This is a genomic window from Streptomyces sp. NPDC093795, from assembly GCF_044764665.1.
GTDB lineage: Bacteria > Actinomycetota > Actinomycetes > Streptomycetales > Streptomycetaceae > Streptomyces.
Genome location: NZ_JBIWIO010000009.1, coordinates 79,255 through 99,391 on the forward strand (window position 1 = coordinate 79,255; position 20,137 = coordinate 99,391).

9 protein-coding genes are annotated in these 20,137 nt (G+C 70.7%); 2 read left to right on the forward strand and 7 right to left on the reverse strand.

Annotated features, from left to right (window positions below; genetic code table 11):
* Nucleotides 1–3: 3 nt before the first annotated feature.
* The 6 genes from ACIRB7_RS23715 to ACIRB7_RS23740 form a co-directional block, all read right to left on the reverse strand.
* Nucleotides 4–10,617, reverse strand: coding sequence for a LamG-like jellyroll fold domain-containing protein (locus ACIRB7_RS23715; protein WP_403602056.1), 10,614 nt, complete (start codon nt 10,615–10,617; stop codon nt 4–6).
* 227 nt (nt 10,618–10,844) lie between these two features.
* Nucleotides 10,845–11,465 (reverse strand): BMP family ABC transporter substrate-binding protein, encoded by a 621-nt coding sequence (locus tag ACIRB7_RS23720; protein ID WP_403602059.1) that lies wholly within the window; start codon nt 11,463–11,465, stop codon nt 10,845–10,847.
* Nucleotides 11,462–11,854, reverse strand: coding sequence for a hypothetical protein (locus tag ACIRB7_RS23725; RefSeq protein WP_403602061.1), 393 nt, complete (start codon nt 11,852–11,854; stop codon nt 11,462–11,464). The genes ACIRB7_RS23720 and ACIRB7_RS23725 overlap by 4 nt, the downstream gene beginning before the upstream one ends.
* 119 nt (nt 11,855–11,973) lie before the next feature.
* The gene (locus ACIRB7_RS23730) at nt 11,974–12,726 is read right to left on the reverse strand and encodes an N-acetyltransferase (protein ID WP_403602063.1); all 753 of its coding nucleotides are present in this window, start codon (nt 12,724–12,726) and stop codon (nt 11,974–11,976) included.
* Nucleotides 12,727–12,820: 94 nt separating this feature from the next.
* Complete coding sequence (locus ACIRB7_RS23735) at nt 12,821–13,507, reverse strand: HNH endonuclease family protein (RefSeq protein WP_403602066.1); 687 nt, start codon at nt 13,505–13,507, stop codon at nt 12,821–12,823.
* Nucleotides 13,508–13,566: 59 nt separating this feature from the next.
* Nucleotides 13,567–14,406: a hypothetical protein gene (locus ACIRB7_RS23740; RefSeq protein WP_403602725.1), complete on the reverse strand. Its 840-nt coding sequence runs from the start codon at nt 14,404–14,406 to the stop codon at nt 13,567–13,569.
* Between the two features lie 117 nt (nt 14,407–14,523).
* On the opposite strand from ACIRB7_RS23740, the gene ACIRB7_RS23745 reads away from it, so the two are divergent.
* On the forward strand, nt 14,524–15,102 hold the full coding sequence (locus ACIRB7_RS23745; protein WP_403602068.1) for a TetR/AcrR family transcriptional regulator: 579 nt from the start codon (nt 14,524–14,526) through the stop codon (nt 15,100–15,102).
* 28 nt (nt 15,103–15,130) lie between these two features.
* Nucleotides 15,131–16,450 (forward strand): SGNH/GDSL hydrolase family protein, encoded by a 1,320-nt coding sequence (locus ACIRB7_RS23750; protein WP_403602071.1) that lies wholly within the window; start codon nt 15,131–15,133, stop codon nt 16,448–16,450.
* A gap of 59 nt (nt 16,451–16,509) precedes the next feature.
* On the opposite strand, the gene mfd is transcribed toward ACIRB7_RS23750, so the two are convergent.
* Entirely contained in the window at nt 16,510–20,043 is a 3,534-nt protein-coding gene (gene mfd, locus ACIRB7_RS23755) for a transcription-repair coupling factor (RefSeq protein ID WP_403602074.1), read from the reverse strand.
* Nucleotides 20,044–20,137 lie beyond the last annotated feature (94 nt).

A 20,137-nucleotide genomic window follows, 5' to 3' on the forward strand; every position in this document is an offset into this window, starting at 1 on the left:
ACCTCATTTTTTCCCGAACGTGAACGAACGCTGGCCCCAACGGAAGTTGAATCTCGCTTTTCCGTTGAGCATGTAGTTTATTCGCCCCTTCCATGAGGACGGTCCGGTCAAACTACCACCCGCGTTCCGGATGGCGAGCTCGCAGTAGGGGCAGACGTTTCGGCTCGCGCCGCCGTCGGCCAAGGACCACCCGGGCTGATTGTTGATGTGCTGCATGGCGTTGGTTTCCGCATGCAGGCTCGGGTCGTTCACCGCGGCGACCTCGCCCGGCTTCAGCGCGGACTCCTGCGCCTTGGTGAGGCCGTCGCCGCTCGCGGCCACGACGTCCCGAGGACCGTCGGGAGTGTCGGCCCGTACGACGGCGACCGTCTGGTTCTTGTACGGCCGGCCGCCACGCTTCGTCCCGTCGTGGATGACCTTGCGGATCTCCTCCGCCCGGCTCGGGAAGTTGCAGTTGTGGACCAGCAGCGGCGTCTTGCCGACGACCACCTGATAGGTGTGGAGGCCGTTCACCGTCAGGTCGTACGTGACGGTGTCGTCGCTGTACGTGCGGATGTTCAGGACCTTCGCGGGGGAGCCGTCACCGGTCTGGAGCCGGTCCCCGGCCTTGAAGTCCTGCGCCCGCGTCCACGTCTTCGTCGTGGCGTTGTAGATCTGGTGCAGGGCGGTGGTCTCCAGGGTCCTGGCACCGTCCTTGGTCGCGACGGTCACCTTCACGTAGTCACGGTCGTGCGTGGTGACGTGCACCTTCTCGACCCGGTGGACCTCCTTCGTGTCCTTGCCGGGCTCGGCCGTCAGCACGTAGTCGCCGGCCTTGAGCTGGCTGATCGGCTTCGACAGACCGCTCGCCATGACCACCGCGGTGGCACCGGTGAAGCTGTGGCACCCCTTCGACAGCTTTCCGGCGGCGGCGCCGAACAGACCACCCACCGCGGCACCCGCCGCGGTGGCCTTGGCCGCGCCTCCGACGCTGCAGCCTTCCTCGCTGCCGACGCAGGACACGCCGTAGCTGACGGCGCCTTCGGCGGCACCGCCCGCGACACCCTGTGCGGCGCCCTGGGCGATCTTGCCGCCGACACCGCTCAGCAGGCGCCCCGCGGCACCGGCGGCCAGACCGCCCACCGCACCGCCGATCGCGCCCGTGGCCGCGCCGAGAACGACCGACCCCAGGAACCCGCCGACGGACTTCGGTCCGTCGCTCATCATGTAGCCGACACCGTTGGCCGCCGCGCCCGCGAGGGCCGCGCATCCGATGGCGCCGACACCGGCGGTGAGGGCGGTACAGCCCGCGAACACCACGAGTCCGGTGGCTACGGAAGCGATCGTCGACGCGTGCTGCTTGACGAAGTTGGCTGTCGCCTTCGCCGCCTTCTTGACGGCTCTGCCGACCTTCTTGGCCGCCTTCACCACCTTCTTGGCGACGTGTTTGACCGCCTTGGCCACCTTCCGCACGGTCTTCTTGACGTGCTTGACGACCTTGTGGACGTACCGCTTGACGCGCTTATAGGTCCGTTTGACGTATCTCTTGACCTTTTTGACGCTGTCGGCGACGTACCTGACGGCCTTCCTCACCGCCCTCTTCGCCCGCTTGACCACCCTCTTGGCGGCCTTCTTGACCGCCTTCGCGGCCCGCTTGACGACCTTGGCGGCCTTCTTGACCGTCGCCTTGGTCTTCTTCCAGGCCGACTTGGCGGTCTTCTTGACCTTCTTGGCGACCTTCTTGACGGCCTTCTTCGCCCACTCGAACCAGTGGCCCGTCGGGTCGACGCCCGTCATCGGGTTGCCGTCCGCGTACGCGTACCGGTTCGCCGCGATCGAGTTCGGGACGGGGTCGAGGCCGACCGTGTCACGACTGTTGAACTGGCCGGTCTCCGGGGAGTACCAGCGCGCGGCCATGTTGACCTTGGCCGTCTCCGGGTCGGTCCAGCCCGACTGGTAGCCGAGCGCGCCCAGCATGCCGGTGCTCTGGACGACCTTGCCGAACGGCGAGTACGTCGTCGAGCCCGTCAGCGACTCACCCGTGGCGGAGAACTGGGCCACCACGTCGTCGTGGAGGTCCGTCAGTGCCAGCACGGCCGAAGCGGCCGTCTTGACGCCGATCAGCGAGCCGTCCGCGTCCCGGCTGTAGGACGTCACACCGTCCGAGGCGACGTCGTTGCCGGCGCCGCTGTACTGGAAGGTGTGGATCGCGGAACCGGTCTCGTCCTTCGCCTCACGCACCCGGTCGAAGCCGTCGTACGTGTAGGTGCGGTCGCCCTCCTGCATCACGCGGTTGAAGGCGTCGGCCTTCACCGAGGTCGCCTTGCCGCTCTCGTCCACGACCGAACTCATCGTGCCGCGGGCGGTGTACGCGTACGTGTTGTTGCCGTCCGACGTCAGCCGGTTGCGGGCGTCGTACGTGTAGGTGTCGCCACCCACGCGCGTGCGGTTGCCCGACCCGTCGTAGCCGTAGACCTCCGTCGTGGTCCCGTTGTTCCAGGACGCCAGGCGGTCGGCCCAGTCGTACGTGTAGGTGTTCGTGGAGGAACCCGCGAGACCCGTGGTCTTCTTCGACGTCTGGTTGTCGTTCGCGTCCCACCCGTAGGTGAGGGTCGAGAGCTCCTTTCCGGTCGGGGAGACCAGCTTGTCGCTGGTGAGCCGCTGCAGGGAGTCGTAGCCGAAGGAGCGCTTCGACTTGCCGGCGCCGTAGTCGATCGCCGTGACGGCGTTGTTGACGTCGTACGTGTACGTGGCCGTCGTGCCGCTGACACCGTCGTTGACGGTCTTCAGCCGGCCCGCGGTGTCGTAGCCGTACGTCGACGTGCCCGACGCGTCGGTCCGCGAGGTCATCGCCCCGTCGCCGTTCCAGGCGAAGGAGGAGGCACCCGAGGGACCGTTGGCGGAGAGCAGCAGACCGCGGTCGTCGTACGAGAAGGTGTTCTTCTCGTCACCGGCGCCCGCGACGGCGGTGAGACGGTCGTCCGCGTCGTAGTCGTAGGTGTGGTCGACCGTGGTGGCCTCCGCACCCGCGCCCGACTGGCGGACCAGCCGGCTCTTCACGTCGTACTCGTGCGAGACGACGACACCACCCGGGGATCGCATCTCCTTGACGCGCCCGCCGAGGTCGTACGTCGCGGTGAACGTGCGGTCCGCGAGGTTGGGGTGCGTCGGGGTCGACGGCTCGATCTGCGACTCCGGCAGCCCCCACGCGTTGTACGTCGTCAGGAACGGGTTGCCCCGGCCGTCGGTGAAACGGGTGCGGTTGCCCGCGGCGTCGTACCCGAAGGTCGACGTGATCGACTCGGTGGCCGAGACCGGCTCGACCACCTTGGTGACCAGACCCGTCGTGTCGTACGTGAAGGTCGCGGTGTGTCCCCTGGCGTCCGTGAGCGACACCGGGTTGCCCCCGCGGTCGTACGTGGAGGTGCTGGTGCGCAGCACCGCGCCGTTCGCGTCCAGGTCCTGGGAGGAGATCAGCAGGCCGAACCCGTCGTACGTGTTCTTCGTGCTGGTCCCGTCCGGGTCCGTGGCCTTGAGGACCTGGCCGTCCATGTCATAGGTGAACGTGGACTTGTTGCCCGCGCCGTCGGTCACCTCGGTGACCTCGCCCTCGGCGTTGTACTTGTACGACTCCGAGACGCCGGTCGGCGACACGGTCCGGGACAGCTCGCCGCCCGGAGCGTTGAACTCGTTGATCGCCGTGTACGCGCGCTGCGTCGGCTGACGCTCGATGCTCGTGCTGGTGAGCGGGTTCCCCAGGTAGTCCCAGGTGGTCTCCTCGCGGGCGCCGTTCGGCCGGGTGGCCGAGAGCTGGTCGCCGTTGGTGGAGTAGGTGTACTTGGTCGTACCGCCGCCGGGTTCCGTGACCGAGGCCAGGTCGCCGAGCTGCGTGTACGTGTACGTCGTGCGGCCGCCCATGGGGTCGACCTCGGCCGTGACCTGACCGAGCCTGTTGTACTCGTTCCAGGAGGTGGCCTGGATGGCGGTCGCGCCACCCGGAGCGGTGTAGGACGGGGACGTGACCGAGGACTCCTGGCCCTCGGCGTCGTAGGCCGTCGCCGTCACGTTGCCGAGCGGGTCCGAGGACTCGGTCGGCTCACCGAAGGTGTTGTACCCGGTCATGGAGACGGGACGGACGGAGACCGGGGTCCCGCCGTTCTGCTCCGCGTTGACGGCCGGCGCGGTGAGGGAGGTCTGCTGACCCGCCTCGTCGTACCCGTAGTCGGTGACGGCGCCGTTGGCGTCCGTGACCGAGGTGGGCAGACCGCGCTGGTCCAGCTTCCACGAGGTGGTGCGGACGGAGCTGCCCGCGGCCGGCAGGGTGCCGCCCTTGACGGCGGTGACCTGCGCCGCGGTCAGTGCCTCGGAGTAGACCTGGACGTCGTCGATGCCGCCCTTGAACTCGTAGTCGTAGTTCGCGGCGCCCATCTTGTGGCGGCCGATCTGGAACGGACCGGTCGCCTCCCAGTTGCCGCTGACGGCGACTTCCTGGGCGAGCGTGCCGTTGACGTACAGGCGCAGCTTGGAGGCCTGGGCGTCGTACATGCCGACCAGGTGGGTCCAGGCTCCGGCGACCGCCGCGGACGGGGCGGAGACCGCCCGGTCGTAGGCGAGGGGCAGCGCGTCCGCGCGCGGACGGGCGAACGCCCAGCCGGTGTTGGCCGCGTAGTACAGCACGAAGCCGTACACGCTGCCGGCGTCCTGGGAGAGGACCGTGCGACCCGTGGTCAGGTCGGACAGCTTCGCCCAGGCGGAGACCGTGAAGCTGCCGGCCGTGTTCACGGCCGGGCCCGAGGCCTGTGCCCAGGAGTTGATGTCGCCGTCGAAGGCGGCGCTGCCGCTCCGGTCGGTGTTCCAGTGCATGCCGGTGCCGTGGGTGCCGGTGTTGTTGCCGCCGGAGGAGTCGGCCAGACCGAAGCCGGTCGTCTCGTCCAGCTTGTAGCGCGACACCGGGGCGGTGGTGCCGTCGTGGACGGTGTTGCCCGTGACGTTGCCCAGGTGGTCGTAGCGGTTGTCCGTGGTGGAGGTGTCGCCCGTCGCCGGGTCGTACTCCGTCTCGGTCACCACGTTGTCGTCCGGGTCGTAGCCGACCTTGCTGGTCCTGGCGATCCCGTTCGGGTCGAGGACGGACATGGTGGTGCGGTCGGCGGCGTCCACCGTGAAGGTGGTGCGCGTCTGGCCGTCGTCGGTGATCTGCTCGATCAGGTTGCCGGCGGCGTCGTAGCTGTTCGCCTGCTCCGTGAACGACTTGCCGGTGTGCGGGTCCTTGCGGACCACGCTGGCCGCCAGGCCGTCGTCGGTGTAGGCGTACGCGGTGACCCAGCCCATGGCGTCGGTGATGGACGCGAGGCGGCCCGCGGGGTCGTACGCCCGCGACTCCTGGACGAGGGTCGTCGCCGGCGACGGGTTGTACGGGTCGCCGGTGTAGTTGAGCAGGCTGGTGGTGAGCGGGCGCTGCTCGGCGTCGAAGGTGTAGACGTTGACGTTCCCCGCGGGGTCCGTCTCCTTCACCTTGTTGCCGTAGGCGTCGTACTCGAACGACGTGGTGTCGCCGCCCGGGTCCGTCCTGGTCGCTATCTGGTTGTGGGCGTCGTACGTCATCGACGTCGTGCGCGCCGTGTCGCCGCCGCTGAGGTCGGCGACGGTCTGGGACAGGATGTTGCCGTCGGCATCGTAGGCCGTCGTCGTCCTGGCCTGGTGCACGGCGCCGGTGACCCGGTTGGTGACCTTCGGGTCGGTGTCGGTGACGACCTGGTCGTTCTTGTCGTACGTCTGCGAGGACGTCAGGCCCGAGGGGTTGGCGTCGGACGTCTCGGTCTTGGTGAGCAGCCGGCCGATGTTGTCGTACGTGTGCTTCACCTTGGCGCCGTTGGCGTCGGTGATCTCCGCGAGGTCACCGTTGGCGTAGTACGTGTACGACGTCTTCTTGCCGCCGGGGGTGGTCACCTGCGCCACCAGACCGGCGGGCGTGGTGCCGGTGTCCGCGGCGGGGGTGGTGGCGGTGGTGTACGTCGTCGACGCGGTCCGCCCGTTGGGGTGGCCCGGCACCGGCGGCGTCGTCACCGAGAGCAGGTTGCCCCCGGTGTCGTACGCGTACGACGTCAGATAGGTGTTGTCCGTGGGTCCCGAGGAACGGCCGTCGCGCTCGGTGAGCATCAGGTCGTTGCGCAGGTCCATCGTCGGCAGCACGGTGGTCGCGTCCGGGAAGTACGTGTAGTACTCCGTCGAGCACTTGTTGGACTTGGTGTCCTGGCAGGTGGTCTGGGAGACCGCGTTGCCGCGTACGTCGTGGCCGGTGATGGAGCGGTTGCCGTTGGCGTCGGTCACGGTGTGCAGGAAGCCACCCGTGTCGTAGCCGTAGGTGGTCCGCTTGCCCTCGGTGTCGATGGCGGTGAGCAGGCGGTTGCCCATCTCCGCGTCGTACACGTAGGTCAGCGTCTTGTTGCTCGGGTCGGTCAGCTTGACCGTCCGGACCGGGGCGACACCGGAGGACGCCTTGTAGGCGGACCAGTGGGTGGCGACGTCGGCGTCGGTCAGGCCCTTGGAGTGGACCGCGACCTCGGCGATGGAGCCGGTGAAGTAGCTGACGGCGCCCGGCGAGCTGTACCAGTTGCTGCCGAAGCCCGCGCCGACGAAGGTGCGGGACGTCGTCTGGTCGTTGGGGGCGCCGGTGCAGGTGCCCTGCTTCACGCCGTCGAGGTAGAGCGTCTGTGTGGTGCCGGCGGCCGACAGGACGGCGTGGTGCCAGTTGTCGTCCGTGACCGTGCCCGTGGAACCGAGCGTGGCCCCGCCGTTGCAGGTGGAGCTCCACCAGTGGCCGTGCAGCTTGTTGTCCGCGCCGACGTAGAGCAGGTTGCTCCAGCTGCCGGTGGGGGTCGTGGTGCTGTTCGGCGCGACGCTCTGGTCGCTCATGATCACGCCGGGCTCGGCCGTCTTGAACCAGAGCTCGACCGAGCGGTCGGGCTTGGCGTGCAGCGGGCCGTACGGGATCTCCACGAAGGAGCCGGTCCCGTCGAAGGTCGCCGCGGTCGCGTCGTCCGCGCCGAAGGGGCCCTGCGCGCCCTGGGTGACGTTGTTGTACGTGCCGAAGCCGGTGTTGACCTGGTTGGCGGCCTGAGCCGCGGCCTGGGTGTCGTCCAGGCGCCAGTAGCCGGCCGGGGCGGTGCCCATGACGGACGAGCGGTACACCTGCGAGGAGCCGGTGATCGTGGCCGGGTTGAGCTTCCACGTACCGCCGTTGCCGTCGGTGGCCTGGAGGACCACGTCGTCGGCGGTGCCGTAGACGACCGAGGCCTGGGTCTTGCCGCCCGGGGTGGTGATCGTCTTAAGGAGCCCCGCGGACCGCTTCGCGGCCTGGTACTGCGCGGAGATCACGTCCTGGACGAGCGGCTCGGAGTAGATGGCCACCTCGGCCATCTGTCCGGTGAAGTGCCCGAGCTTGTCGTTCGGGTTCATCGACGGCCAGCCGTCGATGTTCACACCGGCGCCGAGGGTGATGTAGGGCTGCACCCAGTCGTTGATGGTGCCCGCGAGGGAGCCCTGCGAGACACCGTCGAGGTACAGGGTCTGGCTGTTGGCCACACCCGTCAGGACCGCGTTGTGCCACTGGCCGTCGGTGACGGTCGCGGTGGACGTGATCGTCGACATGCAGCCGGGCGACATGGCCAGGCAGCCGCGCAGCTTGCCGTCCATGCCGACGTAGACGGCCGGGGTGTTCTTCGTGGTGTTGGCGACCGGGTTGGGGTCGCTGAGCGGCTTGTCACCGTAGTAGAAGAGGACACCGCCCGCCGTGGTCGTCTTGAACCACAGCGACACCGACGTGTAGGACGGCGTGGCGCCGGGAGCGCTCGGCATCTCCACGTAGGAGGTGGTGCCGTTGAACGTGGCCGTCTTCTGCGTGGATCCGGCGAGCACGGAGGCGCTGCCCAGGGTCACGTTCTTGTAGATGCCGTTGTACTTGCCCTGGTTGGCGTCGATCGCGTCGGCCGCGACCGTGCCGGACGTCTCACCGAGACGCCAGTACGCGAACGGGTCGGCGTCCAGGACCGTGGTGCGGTAGTGGTTGCCGGTGGCGTACGTGTACGTCGTGCACTTGGTCCAGTCGGCCGGCGGGCACACCTTGGTGAGCTGGTCACCGGTGTAGCCGTACTGCCAGGTCTGGACCGTGGTGGCGTCGCCCACGGTCGACGGGTCGGTGAAGACCTTCTCCACGTGCGGCACGGTCGCGCCCGCCGGGGTGAACCAGGTGAGGCCGAGCGACCGCTTCGACGTCTCGTTGGTGATCTTCGTCAGACGCTTGTTCGCGTCGTACGTGAACGCCTCGGTGCGGCCGGCGAAGTCCTTGATCGTCTTGATCGCGTACGTGCCGGTCTTCGCGGTGGCCTGCGTGAGGCCGTACTCCGTGAAGTCCTTGTCCGTCAGCGCGTAGCCGACGAGCGGGGAGGCCGCGGGTGCCAGCCGGGCGTAGCGGCCCAGCGGAGGCACGAACGTGCCGTCGGTGTTGCGGCCGAAGGCGACCTGCTCACCGCCGGGGTAGGTGATCACCACGCTGGTGACCGTGCCGGCGCCGTCCTTGACCTCGGTGGCCTTCATGTCGGCGATCGTCGACCAGCCCGCGCCGAAGGCGCCGTCGATCCGGGGGTCGAGGCTGTTGTAGGAGCGGTCGATCTCCAGGGACGGGCCGATGACCGGGATGTCGGCGTCGGTGTCCTCGGTGGTGTAGTTGCCGTCCGACGGGTCGAACTCGTGGCCGTCGGTGTTCATCGACAGGCCCGAGGTGACCGGCGGCTGCGGGACGGCGGTGGTGAAGCGGCTGGAGTGGGTGATCTCCGTCGTGCCGTCACTGACGCCGACGTACCAGGCGTAGTTCTTCGACCACTTGAGCTTGCCCGCCGGGATCTTCCAGTTGCTCTTGGCCAGAGCGCCGGAGGTGACGACGAGCGCGGAGGTGTCGGCGTCGTAGACCTCGAAGGTGTACGACAGCGGGCTCGGCCCCTTGTCGGCGTCGCTCGCGTAGACGAGCAGCTCCGGCTGGAGGGTGTTGGCCTGGAAGTTCTCCGGCGGGTACGAGGCGTTGACCTGCGGGGCGGTGTTCGCCGTGTAGGTCAGGTCGAGGGCCGGGCGGAAGCCGGCCGTCGCCGAGTTGTCGGAGTGGAACTTCTTCCAGTGCAGCATGTCGTTGGTCGGCGCGGTCAGCGCCAGACCGTAGTTGGCCGCGCCGCCGGCGACCTGGTTGAACCAGGTCGTGTTCAGGCTCACCGGCATCTTCACGCCGACGCTCGCCGAGTTCCCGGTGTTGGAGCAGGAGGCTCCGGGGGCGGGCGTCGCCGAGCCCATGGCCGCGCCGAAGCTCGGGCCGGGGTAGCTGGTCACGCCCGACGGGGTCCAGGACTGGGTGACGGGGTGCACCGAGAACGACTGGGCGGCGCAGGTCGAGGACCAGAGCGCGTAGACGTTCAGGGTGGCGGCGGTGACCCGCTTGCCCGCCAGGGTCGTACCGAGCGACGAGAACTGGAGGAACGAGTTCGTCTTGTTGGTGCCCGAGTCGTACGAGCCGACCTTGATCTGCGTCTCGGTGGAGTGGTCACCACCGATGGTGTTCTGCGTGTACGTGGAGTTCGACGCGGTCACGGTCGGGTCGACGGTCACCGGGTAGACCCGGGCCGGGTCGTCCAGCCAGGCGCGGTCCGCGGTCATCCGCAGCGCCTGCTTGCCGTCCACCGTGACGAGCTCGTAGGTCACGGCCCGCGACTGGGCGGGGTCGCCCGAGCGCGGGTCGATCCTGGAGTCCTCCATGAACGCGTGCGGGATGGTCGCGGTGACCTTGCCGTTCGCGTCGGTGAACTCCACGTCGCCGTCGGCGGCTATGCGGGGGGTGAGCCCCTGCACCGCGAGCGGGAAGGTCCAGGAGTTGGCGGCCCGCGGCGAGCGCAGGACGATGTTCTCCTTGAAGCCCTCCGCGAGCGGCACGAGCTGCACGTCGGTCTCGGGCAGCACGCCCGGGTACGTCACCGTGCCGTTCGCGGCGACGGTGGGCTCGGACCGCTCGGCGCCCTTGAGCGCGTACGCGAGCGAGCGTCCGGCGCCGAAGTCGACCGAGGCGAGCTGCTGGTCGGCGGCGTCCGGCGCGAACTCCACGTCGAGGGAGTTCGCACGCTGCTGGAGCCGGCCGTCGGTGTCCTCGGTCAGCCGGGTGTCGATCGGCTTCCACGAGCCGTCGGCGCCCTTGAAGTTCGTACGGCCGGGGAAGTGGCGCACGGTGGTGGAGCCGTCGGCGTTGACGTAGAAGTCGGACGTCGCCGTCGACTTCTTCGCGTCCCGCTCGCTGGTGCGGGTGTCGAAGCTCTTGGCGTCGCCGCGGGCGGCGCCGGTCTTCGACGTGCCGGGACGGTCGGTCTCCCGCTCGAACGCGTCGAGCTCGCCCTTGCCCTTGCCGGGCTTGCGCCCCGCCTCGCCTTCGAGGCTCGTGGCGTCGGAGGAGGCGTGGTGGCTCTTGCCACGGGCCGTGCCGCCCTGCTGGTCAGGGGTGTCGAGAGGGTTCTCCTGGACCCACTTCCACAGCCCCGAGAGGGACAGCTGCGGCATGCGCACCGGTTCGAGCGTGACGCCTGCGGCGAGCGCCGATTCGGTGCTGATCATGAGGAACAGTGAGATGAGTACGGAAAGAGCCGTAGCCCTCAGCCTGCGTCTCCCGGTGCGACCCGGTGGGAACAGGCGAGGGCTACGGACCCGGCGTATGCGCATGGGCCAGCCTTTACTAACGCGATGCTTACAAAGCTTCGCGAGCCTGCCCGATGACGGAGCACCAGTTCCCACCAGGGTAGGGTTTTTTACCTCCCCTTTAAGGAGTGGAGGGAACTCTTCCGTCAGCCGCCGGAGGCCAGTCGCTTCAGGGTCGCCGTGATGTCGTCCTTCAAGGACGCTCCGGGCGCCACCCGGACCAGGTTGTCGTGCGCGGCGCCGCCCTCCTGGGCGACCGTCACGAACCGGATCTTCGGGTTCTTCTCCACCGCCGCTTCGGCCGCCGTCACCTGCGGGGCGCCCGAGGCGACGACGATCTCGCAGTTCCGCTGCACCAGGCCGTTGAGGAACGGGACGGCGTTCGCCACCGACTGCTCCCCCATCACCGGCACGTACGTCACCCGGATGCGCTTGTCCAGGGACGCCGCCTGCATCCCCTCCCAGACCGGGGCCGCCGGAGCGCCCGACACGATGCCCCGCTCGTCGGTGAGGAGGCAGGCGTCGTAGTCCTCGTAGGCGCGGGCCCGGGGGTCGGGCGGGGTGCCCCGGTCCTCCGCACCGGCGAACAGCCAGGCGCCGAGCAGGCCGAGGACCAGGACCAGGACGGCCCCCAGGGCCCAGCCGACCCGGCCGCGCAGCGCCCCCGCGGCGGTGGCGAGCAGCCCGGAGACGCGGACCGCGGACCCCGCCGCGTCCTTCTTGGCCGCCTGACGCTCCGTCGTACGCCAGGCGCGGCGGGTCTTCATCGGCCGGCCTCCTTCACGGAGAGGCAGTGCGCCGCCGCGCCGACGGTGGCGGTCGCGAGCAGCGCGAGGTCGAGGAGGTACGGGAAGCCGTGCGTCTCCTCGGGAGTCAGCGCGATCTGGAAGCACCAGCCGACCGAGACCGCCGTGAACAGCAGCGCCGCCAGCCAGTCTCCGCGGGTCCCCCGGCGCAGGGCGAGCGTGAGCGACGGGACGAACCCGAGGACGCCGAGGCTCAGCGGCGGAACGAGCGCGAGCCCGGTCCGGGCCCAGCGGCCCGGCAGCTCGTCACGGAGCGGACGCTCCTCGCGGTACGGAGACTCCTCGCGGTGCGGGGGCTCCTCACTGTGCGGGGGCTCCGCGCCCTTCTCCCGGCTGACGGCCTCGTTCACGATCGTGGGACCTCTCGCGGATGCGCGCGCCGGGGCGCACTGGTGTACGGCAGGGGACGCCGTACGGTACATCCCCCACCGTGAAGATCACCCTCCGGGCCCCGCGTACCGCGAGCGGCTCAGGCGGTGACGCGGTGCCGGACCCACACGTTGGGCTCGACATAGACCGCGTAGCCGCGCGAGGCCTCGCAGTGGACGGGAACCAGCGCGCCCTCGACCTCGACGGGGCCGTCGGTGTCGAAGGGGAGACCGGTCCACTTGCGCCACTGCTCGACGGACCCGGAGACCGTCATCGAGGCCGGGGCCACCGCCTCGATCACGCCGCCCGCGCGCACATGGACCCGGAGCCACGCGTCGTGCGGCAGGCCGTCGGCCTCGCGGGTACGGAAGGCGTACTCGTGGATGGAGGCGCCGGCCTCCAGGTGCTTGCCGTTGGGGCGGACGGGGGCGACGAGTTCGGAGAAGCCGCGCGCGACGACGTTGGCCCGCATGGCGGCCAGCATCCGGTGCGAGACGCCCTGGCCCAGGGCGCTGGTGTCGACCGTGATCTCGATGGCGCTGACGGTGTCGGCCTCCCGGCCGTGCTTCAGGTCGGAGAACGCCCAGAGCAGCACCTCGTCCCAGCCCCGGGCGGGCAGCTCGCGGCGCCCGTCCACGTCGAGCCGGAAGGGGACGCTGAAGCCGCGGGCGACGACCTTGCCGTCGGCGTCGGTGGCGATGAGGACGTACTCGGGCAGCTCGCGCACGATCCGGCCGATGTTCGCCCAGCCGACCGGGTCGTACATCATGAACTCGGGCCAGAGGTCGAGCATGTCCCACATCGGCCCTTCCAGCTCGGGGCGCTCGGCGAGGGTCGATATGTTGAGGTCCATGGCGGCAGGGTAAAGATCGTTTCCCCGCGGTCCAACCGATTTTTCGCAGGAAGGTTTCTCCGACGGAAGCTTCCGTCGCGGGAAGCGACCTCGGCTAAGGAAGCTTCTGCTGCGGGCAGGTGCGGAGGACCCGCTTCATCGCGTCCCGCTCCGCCGCCGTCACCCACACCCCGTACTTCTTCTTCACGGCGATCTGCCGGGCCACGTACGGGCAGCGGTACGACGTGTTCGGCGGCAGCCACGTCGCCGCGTCGCCGTCGGACTTGCGGCGGTTGGTGACCGCGTCGACGGCGAGCAGGTTGAGCGGATCGTTGGCGAAGCGCCGCCGGGTCCCGGTGTCCCACTTCTGCGCGCCCTTCTGCCAGGCGTCGGAGAGGGCGACGACATGGTCGATGTCGACCTTGCTGCGGCCCCGGACGTAGGCGACGGCGGTGCCGGTGTACGGGTCGTCGGCGAGGGTGCCGGAGGCGACCTTGCAGCGGCCGTCCGTGAAGCGGACGCCGGCCAGGTCGCGCTTGAGTATGTCGTCACGGGTGCCGCAGCCGTTGCCGTCGACGTCCGCCCAGGCGCGGCCGAACTTCTCCCGCTCGTAACCGGTCTTCGGGGCGCGCCCCTTGACCGTGAGGGTGTCCACGACGGCGAGTGCCGTGCCCCGCGCGGCGGGCTTCCCGGCGCCGCCGCCGTCGCCTCCCGGGGTGTCGGCCCCCGGTGAGCAGGCGGTGGTGACGAGCGCGGCGACGGCGAGTGCCGTGGCGGTCAGGGTCCTTCGGTACGTCAACACCCTGGAATCCTAGGCGGGACGGGTTTCAGGGCCTCATACCCGGGACGGATTTCAGGGCCTCACACCTTGCCGATGCCGAGGGTGTTCTCCGTGGGCAGCAGCCCGGAGCCGATCGCGGCGAGCCAGGGGGTGCCGAGCAGGTCGGCGAGGCGGGCGGTGTCGTCGGGGCCGAGGGCGGTCCAGGGGGCGGCGGCCAGTTCGTCCGTGTGCCGTTCGACCTCCGCGCGCAGGCCCCGGCCGGCGTCCGTGGCCGACCTGTCGGGGTGTACGAGCCCCCGGGCGGCGAGCCGTTCCCGCGCGGCCGACCACTCGGCCGGGCTCCAGCCGCGGCTCTCGAAGACGGGCTCGGGGGCGGCTCCGATCGCCGCGAAGGAGACGAGCGACTCGACCGGGTCGAGGCCGGCGGCGGCCAGGGCGGCGAGGTGTCCGTCGCCGCGGTGTTCGCGCAGGACCGTCGCGGCCTGCCAGAGGACCAGGTGCGGGGCCTCGGACCAGGGCAGGTCGGCGTTGGCGGCGGCGAGCGGACGCCCGTGCGTCCCGGCCGCCTCGGCGGCGCGGCGGGCGAGCGCGGCGGCCTCGGCGAGTTCGGGGCCCTTGACCGCGTCCTCGCCCAGGACGGTCCGGTAGGTGCGGTCGACGGCCCGGAGCCGGGCGGCGAGGACCTCGGCCGGGCGCGCGGTGTCCCAGGCGGCGGGGACGTACCGGGCGACCATGGCGGGGCTGAAGCTGTGGAAGGCGGAGGTCACGTGGTCCGGGCCCGCGGCGCCGAGGGGCGCGGCGCGCCAGGCGAAGTAGGAGGGCCAGCGTTCGCCGGTGTCGTAGCCGAGGGCGGCGGCCTCGTCGAAGGCCTCGGGGGCGTAGTAGAGCAGGGCGTGCAGGGGTTCGAGCAGGTGCCACATCTGACGTACGCGTCCGGATTCCACGACGTGCTCCCTCCACCTCATCTTGTCACTGACTAGATACTGCGCCCGCTCCCTCGAACTTGTCAATGACTAGATGAGGGATACGCTGCTGCCATGACGAGCCGGAGCACCTACCACCACGGCGACCTGCGGCAGGCCGTCCTCGCCGCCGCCCTCGACGTCATCGCCGCCGACGGCCCCGGGGCGCTGAGCCTGCGCGACCTCGCGCGCCGCGCGGGCGTCTCCCACGCCGCGCCCGCCCACCACTTCAAGGACCGCACCGGACTCCTCACGGCCCTCGCCGCCCAGGGGTACGACCTCCTCGCCGGGGCCCTCGCCGCCGCGCCCGACCTGCGCGAACGCGGGGTGCGGTACGTGTGCTTCGCGCTGGATCACCCCGCCCACTTCCAGGTCATGTTCCAGCCGGACCTCCTGCGCGCCGACGACCCGGACCTCCTCGCCGCCAAGGAACGCGCCTCCGCCGGCCTCCGCGCGGGCATCGCGGAACTGCGGGACGTCCCCGACCCCCGCACGGCGGGCATCGCCGCCTGGTCCCTCGCCCACGGCTTCGCGACCCTGCTCCTCACCCACAACGTGCGGGACGCGCTGGGCGACCGGGACCCCGAGGAGTACTTCCGCGCCCTCACCGGCCTGCTCTTCACCCAGCAACTCCCGTCGGAGCGCGGGGAATAGGCGGCGCAAGCCGGTAATTGACGCAAGCATGCACACGTCGAATTCCCTTCGCCGCGCCACCCTCGCCCTCGTCACCACCGCCGCACTCGCCCTGGCGCCGGCCGCCCTCGCCGACACCGCCCGTACCGACTCCGCCCTCTCCGCCACCGGCCGCACCGACTCCGCCCTCTCCGCCACCGGCCACCACGGCCCGGCCTGGCGGGCCGCCTGGGCCGCGTCCCCGCAGTCGCCGACCGCGCCCCTCGGCCCCAACTGGTCGCAGCAGGGCTTCGACAACCACACGGTCCGCCAGGTCGTCCGCGTCACCACCGGCGGCAGCCGGGCCCGGATCGAGCTGACGAATCGTTACGGCTCCACTCCGCTGCGGATCACGGGCGCCACCGTCGCCCGCACCGCCGAAGGCAGCGCGATACGTCCGGGCTCCGTGCGCCACCTGCGCTTCGACGGCCGGCCGTCCGTCACGATCCCGGTCGGCGGCACCCTCCTCAGCGACGCCGCGAACCTCCCCGTCGAGGCCTTCGGGTCGCTGACCGTCACCCTCTACCTGGCGGGCGGGACGGGCCCCGCCACCTTCCACCACTTCGCCTCGGCCACCAGCTACCGCGCCACCGGCGACCACCGCGCCGACCCGGCCGGCGCCGCCTTCACCGAGACCAGCGCCTCCTGGTACTACCTCTCGGGCGTCGAGGTCACCGGCGGCCACGGCACCGCGCGCCGGAACGGCGTCGTCACCTTCGGCGACTCCATCACCGACGGCGTGGGCTCCACCCAGGACGCCGACCACCGCTACCCCGACGAGCTCGCCGAACGCCTCGCCGCCGCCGGCCGCCCCCGCGCCGTCCTCAACCACGGCATCGCGGGCAACCAGGTCGTCAACGACACCACCTGGGCGGGCGAGAAGGCCCTGACCCGCTTCCGGCAGGACGTCCTCACCGAACCCGGCGTGCGGACCGTCGTCCTCTTCGAAGGCATCAACGACATCGGCGGCAGCACGGTGGACTTCCCCGCCGCCCCCACCCCCGACGTCTCCGTCGACCGCCTGATCGCGGGCCACCGCACCCTGATCCGCGAGGCCCACGCCAAGGGCCTCAAGGTCATCGGCGCGACCCTGACCCCGGTCAAGGGCTCCTTCTACGACACCCCGGCCAACGAGGCCAAGCGGGACGCCTTCAACGACTGGGTCCGCACCTCGGGCGCGTACGACGCGATCGTCGACCTCGACCGCGCGGTGGCGGACCCGAGCGACCCGGACCGCATCCTCCCCGCGTACGACTCGGGCGACGGCCTCCACCCGAACGACGCCGGTTACACGGCGATGGCCCAGGCCATGGACCTCGACGAGCTGTGAGCCCGCCGGGGGCGCGCGGAAAAGGTACGCGCGCCCCCGACCCGTACGGCTCCTCCTGACTACGACTCGAGGATCGTCGTCAAGAACTCCCCCGTCCACGCGAGGAGTTCGCGGCCCACCACCGGCTTGCCGCCGATCTTGCCCGACGTCGGGCGCGGCACCAGGATCTGGTGGACGGCCGGCTTGATCACCGTGCGCGGGTAGAGGCGCTTCAGGCGCAGCTCCTGCGATTCGCGCAACTCCACCGGCGCGAAGCGGATGTTGGGCCCCTGGAGGACGATCTCGCCCACCCCGCACGCGCGGGCCAGCATGCGCAGGCCCGCCACCAGGAGGAGGTTCTCGACGGGCTCGGGGAGCTTGCCGTAACGGTCGGTGAGTTCCTCCCGTACGGCCCTGATGTCCTCCTCCGAGTTCGCGGAGGCGATCGAACGGTACGCCTGGAGCCGCAGCCGCTCCCCCGGCGCGTAGTCGTGCGGCATGTGGGCGTCGACCGGCAGCTCGATCTTGACCTCCAACGGCGCCTCCTCCTCCGCGCCGCCCTCCATCTGCGCCCGGTAGTCCGCGACCGCCTCGCCGACCATCCGTACGTACAGGTCGAAGCCGACGCCCGCGATGTGACCGGACTGCTCGCCGCCGAGCAGGTTGCCCGCGCCACGGATCTCCAGGTCCTTCATCGCCACGTACATGCCCGCGCCCATCTCGGTGTGCTGCGCGATCGTCGCGAGCCGCTCGTGGGCGGTCTCCGTCAGCGGCTTCTCCGGCGGGTAGAGGAAGTACGCGTAGCCGCGGTCCCGCCCTCGTCCCACGCGGCCGCGCAGCTGGTGGAGCTGCGACAGGCCGAAGTTGTCGCCGCGCTCCACGATCAGGGTGTTGGCGTTGGAGATGTCGATGCCGGACTCCACGATCGTCGTGGAGACGAGGACGTCGAACTTCTTCTCCCAGAAGTCGACCACGACCTGTTCCAGGGCGCTCTCGCCCATCTGGCCGTGCGCGGTCGCGATCCGCGCCTCGGGCACGATCTCCCGGAGACGGGCGGCCGCGCGGTCGATGGAGTCGACCCGGTTGTGGATGTAGAAGACCTGGCCCTCGCGCAGGAGTTCACGCCGGATCGCGGCGCCGATCTGCTTCTCCTCGTACGGGCCGACGAAGGTGAGGACCGGGTGCCGCTCCTCCGGCGGGGTGGTGATCGTCGACATCTCGCGGATGCCGGTGACCGCCATCTCGAGCGTACGGGGGATGGGCGTGGCCGACATGGTGAGGACGTCGACGTTGGCGCGGAGCTTCTTCAGCTGCTCCTTGTGCTCGACGCCGAAGCGCTGCTCCTCGTCGACGACGACCAGGCCCAGGTCCTTGAACTTCGTCTCGGAGGAGAAGAGGCGGTGGGTGCCGATGACGATGTCCACCGAACCGTCCCGCAGCCCCTCCAGGGTCGCCTTCGACTCGGTCTCCGTCTGGAAGCGGGACAGCGCCCGCACCTTCACCGGGAACTGCGAGTAGCGCTCGCTGAACGTGCCGAAGTGCTGCTGCACGAGCAGCGTCGTCGGGACGAGGACCGCGACCTGCTTGCCGTCCTGCACCGCCTTGAAGGCCGCGCGTACCGCGATCTCCGTCTTGCCGTAGCCCACGTCGCCGCAGATCAGCCGGTCCATGGGGACCGTCTTCTCCATGTCCTCCTTCACCTCGGCGATGGTGGACAGCTGGTCGGGGGTCTCGGCGTACGGGAAGGCGTCCTCCAGCTCGCGCTGCCAGGGCGTGTCCGGGCCGAAGGCGTGGCCGGGGGCCGCCATGCGCGCGCTGTACAGCTTGATCAGGTCGGCCGCGATCTCCTTGACGGCCTTCTTCGCGCGCGCCTTCGTCTTCGTCCAGTCGGCGCCGCCGAGCCGGTGCAGGGTCGGCGCCTCGCCGCCCACGTACTTGGTGACCTGCTCCAGCTGGTCCGTCGGGATGTACAGCCGGTCGCCGGGCTGGCCGCGCTTCGCCGGGGCGTACTCGACGAGGAGGTACTCGCGGGTCGCGCCCTGCACGGTCCGCTGGACCATCTCCACGTACCGGCCGACGCCGTGCTGCTCGTGCACGATGTAGTCGCCGACCTCCAGGGTCAGCGGGTCGATCGTCTTCCGGCGCTTGGCCGGCATCCGCTGGCCGTCCTTGCCGGCCGCCTTCTGCCCGGACAGGTCGGTCTCGGTGAGGACGGCGAGCTTGAGCGCGGCGTCGACGAAGCCGAAGTCGATGGAGCCGCAGGCGACGTGGACGACGGCCGGGGAGATCTCCGTCAGGTCCCCGGCGAGCCGGGCCGCGATGCCCTCGCCCCCGAGGACCTCGACCGTGCGCGCCGCCGGGCCGTGGGCCTCCGTGACGTACACCGTGCGCCAGCCGTCGGCCAGCCAGCCCTTGGTGTCGGCGAGCGCGCGGGCGGTGTCGCCGCGGTACGACTCCGGGGCACGCATGCCGAGCATGAGGGTGTCCCCGGCGGCGTCACCGGCGTCCGCCGCGAACGGCGACACCGACCACCACGCCATGCCCAGCTCGCGCGCCCGGTCCCGTACGTCCGCGATCCCCCGCAGGGAGGCCGCGCCGACGTCGATCGGGGCCTCGCCGCCGCCGGCGGTCGCCGCCCACGAGGCCTGGAGGAACTCCTGGCTCGTGGCGACCAGGTCCGATGCCCGGGTCCGCACCCGCTCCGGGTCGCAGACGACGGCCATGGATCCCTCGGGCAGGACGTCGAGCAGCAGCTCCATGTCGTCGACGAGGACGGGGGCGAGGGACTCCATGCCCTCGACGGCGATCCCCTCGGCGATCTTGTTGAGCAGCTCGCCCAGCTCGGGGTGCTCCTCGGCGAGCGCCCGCGCCCGCTCCCGTACGTCCGCCGTCAGGAGCAGCTCACGGCAGGGCGGCGCCCAGAGGCCGTGCTCCGCGACTTCCAGGGACCGCTGGTCGGCGACCTTGAAGTAGCGGATCTCCTCGATGTCGTCGCCCCAGAACTCGATCCGGAGGGGGTGCTCCTCGGTCGGCGGGAAGACGTCCAGGATGCCGCCGCGCACGGCGAACTCGCCGCGCTTCTCGACCAACTCGACGCGGGAGTACGCGGCGGCGGCGAGCCCCTCGACGATCTCGTTCAAGTCCGCCGTCTGCCCACTCCGCAGGCTCACGGGCTCCAGGTCCCCGAGGCCCTTGACCTGCGGCTGGAGTACGGAACGGATGGGCGCGACGACGACGCTCACGGGTCCCGCGGCCGGGTCGTCGTCCCGGGGATGGGCCAGCCGGCGCAGCACGGCGAGACGGCGGCCGACGGTGTCGGAGCGGGGCGAGAGACGCTCGTGCGGCAGGGTCTCCCAGGAGGGGTACTCGGCGACCGTGTCGGGGTCGAGCAGCGACCGCAGCGCGGCGGCGAGGTCCTCGGCCTCCCGCCCGGTCGCGGTCACCGCGAGCACCGGGCGCCCCGAGTCCCGGGCGAGCGCGGCGACGGCGAAGGGCCGCGCGGCGGCCGGCCCGACCAGGTCCACGTGCGGACGGTTCCCGTCGGCGGCGGCCTTCACCGCCTCGGCGAGGGCCGCATCCTTGACGACGACATCAAGCAGGCCGTGCAGGCTCATGGACTTCCATCCCGGGTTCGGACGACGGGGGCGGGGCGGGCAACGCGAACAGCCCGACACGTCGAGCGGGCCGGGTTGCTCCCGGACGCGTACG

Coding starts and splice junctions, on each gene's coding strand:
- ACIRB7_RS23715 (WP_403602056.1), bottom strand. CDS start 10,617: ATGATCAGCACCGAATCGGCGCTCGCCGCAGGCGTCACGCTCGAACCG.
- ACIRB7_RS23720 (WP_403602059.1), bottom strand. CDS start 11,465: ATGAAGACCCGCCGCGCCTGGCGTACGACGGAGCGTCAGGCGGCCAAG.
- ACIRB7_RS23730 (WP_403602063.1), bottom strand. CDS start 12,726: ATGGACCTCAACATATCGACCCTCGCCGAGCGCCCCGAGCTGGAAGGG.
- ACIRB7_RS23740 (WP_403602725.1), bottom strand. CDS start 14,406: ATGTGGCACCTGCTCGAACCCCTGCACGCCCTGCTCTACTACGCCCCC.
- ACIRB7_RS23745 (WP_403602068.1), top strand. CDS start 14,524: ATGACGAGCCGGAGCACCTACCACCACGGCGACCTGCGGCAGGCCGTC.
- ACIRB7_RS23750 (WP_403602071.1), top strand. CDS start 15,131: ATGCACACGTCGAATTCCCTTCGCCGCGCCACCCTCGCCCTCGTCACC.
- mfd (WP_403602074.1), bottom strand. CDS start 20,043: ATGAGCCTGCACGGCCTGCTTGATGTCGTCGTCAAGGATGCGGCCCTC.